Origin of the sequence: Kitasatospora sp. NPDC091257, assembly GCF_044757675.1 — a bacterium.
Classification (GTDB): Bacteria; Actinomycetota; Actinomycetes; order Streptomycetales; family Streptomycetaceae; genus Kitasatospora; species Kitasatospora lactacystinica.
Map to the genome: position 1 here is coordinate 1 of NZ_JBIVVI010001358.1, position 2,241 is coordinate 2,241.

At 76.3% G+C, this 2,241-nt stretch carries 1 protein-coding gene; it reads right to left on the minus strand.

The window, feature by feature from the left end:
- On the minus strand, positions 1-2,241 hold a 2,241-nt coding region (locus ACIQOV_RS38235; RefSeq protein WP_401055367.1), incomplete at both ends, for an ATP-dependent helicase.

Consider the following 2,241-nt stretch of genomic DNA (forward strand, 5'->3'; position numbering starts at 1 on the left):
CCCCGCCACCCGGGCGCGCACCACCCCGGCGACCCGGCGGCGGGCGTGCTGGGCGGCCGGGTCCAGCGGCAGCGGCCAGGGGCGCTCGACCGGGGCGGCCAGCGCCGGGTTCTCGGCGCCCTTCTCCGGCTGCTCGGCCCAGTGCTCGACCTCGCCCGCGCCGGGCCGCTCGCAGTGCTCGCGCAGCCGCTCCAGGAAGGCGGACGGGCCGCGGACGGTCTTCTGGCTCGGCCCCCACCAGTGCCCGGAGGCCAGCAGCAGCGACCTGGGCCGGGTGAACGCCACGTAGCCCAGGCGCAGTTCCTCGACGCCGGAGTGCTCGGCCAGCTCCTTCTTGAACGCCGCCATCGACTTCCCGTTCCACCCGCCGCGCACGTCGGGCAGAGTTTCGGCGTCGCCGCGCAGGGCGTGCGGGAGCACCCGCTTGGTGCTCGTCCAGCGTTCGCGCGGGCTCGACGACGGGAATGCGCCCCGCACCAGACCGGGGACGGCCACCACGTCCCACTCCAGGCCCTTGGACTTGTGCGCGGTGAGCACCTTCACGGTGTCCTCGCCGCCGGGCAGGCTGCTGTCCAGGCCGCGGTCGTACTCCTGGGCGGCGCGCAGGAAGCCGAGGAAGGCGGCCAGGCCCGGGTCGCCGTCGAGGTCGGCGAAGGAGGCGGCGACGTCCAGGAAGGCGTACAGGGTCTCCCGCCGCCGGGCGGCCAGGGCCTGCGGGGAGGCGGCGAGTTCGACCTCCAGACCGGTGACGGACAGCACCCGGTGCAGCACGTCCATCAGCGGGTCGGCGAGCGAGCGCCGCAGGTCGCGCAGCTCGACGGCGAGCCGGGCGAAGCGCACCCGGGCCTCGGCGGAGAACGGCAGCTCGTCCGGCTTCCCGTCCTCACCGGCCGAGGGGTCCAGGAAGGTCTCCACCGCGTCGGCCAGCGAGACCACCTCGGTCGGATCGGCCTCGGCGACCGCCGCGGCCAGCGCCTCGACGCCCTCCGGCCGGTCGGTGCGCACCAGGTCGGCGGCCCGGCGGCCGAGCAGCGCGAGGTCGCGCGGGCCGATCCGCCAGCGCGGGCCGATCAGCAGGCGCACCAGCGCCGCGTTGGCGGTCGGGTCCTGCAGCACCTCGCAGACCGCCACCAGGTCGGCCACCTCGGGCAGCTGCAGCAGCCCGCCCAGGCCCACCACCTCGACCGGCACCTCCCGGGCGACCAGCGCGGCGTGGATGTCCGGGAAGGCCGCGCCGCCGCGGCACAGCACGGCGATCCGGCCGGGCGCGGTGCCGGTGCGCACCAGGTGCGCGATCGAGTCGGCCAGCCAGTCGACCTCCTCGGCGTGGGTGGGCAGCAGCGCCGCCCGCACGAAGCCGTCCCGCTCGGCGCCGGGGGCCGGGCGCAGCGCCTCCACGCCCTCGTGCATCTCCCGCAGCGGGGCGGCGAGTTCGTTGGCGAAGGCGAGCAGCCGGCCGCCGCTGCGGCGGTTCTCGCTGAGCGCGTAGCGGGCGGCGGGGCGGCCGTCGGCCTTCGGGAAGTGCCGGGGGAACTCGTCGAGGTTGGCCACGGAGGCGCCGCGCCAGCCGTAGATCGCCTGACAGGGGTCGCCGACGGCGGTCACCGGGTGACCGCCGCCGGTGCGGGCGCCGTCGGAGGGGGCGCCGAACAGGCCCGCGAGCATCAGCCGCTGGGCGACCGAGGTGTCCTGGTACTCGTCCAGCAGCACCACCTTGAACTGGTCGCGCAGCAGCTCCCCGACCTCCGGGCGCTGCTGGGCCAGGCGGGCGGCGGCGGCGATCTGGTCGCCGAAGTCCATCAGCCCGGCGGAGCGCTTGCGGCGCCGGTAGTCCTCGACGAGGCGCAGCAGCTCCAGCCGGGCCCGGGCGGTGACCGGGACGGCCCGCAGGTCGTCGTTGGTCAGCTTGACGGTGGCGAGGGTGTCCAGCAGCCGCTCGTCGAACTCGCGCAGGGTCTGCGGCTCGACCAGGTGCTCGGCGAGTTCGCCGTCCAGCGCGGCCAGGTCGGCGACCAGGTTGGAGAAGGTGCCGGTGAGGGCGGGGAACGGGCCGCGGGCGGTGCGCAGCACCTTGGCGGCGAGCTGGAAGCGGGTGGCGTCGGCGAGCAGCCGGACGTCCGGCTCGATGCCGATCCGCAGGCCGTGCTCCTTGAGCAGGCGCCCGGCGAAGGCGTGGTAGGTGGAGATCTCCGGGTCGCCGAGCGGCTCGGCGGCGGCCCGGTCGGCCGCCCTCGAACCGAA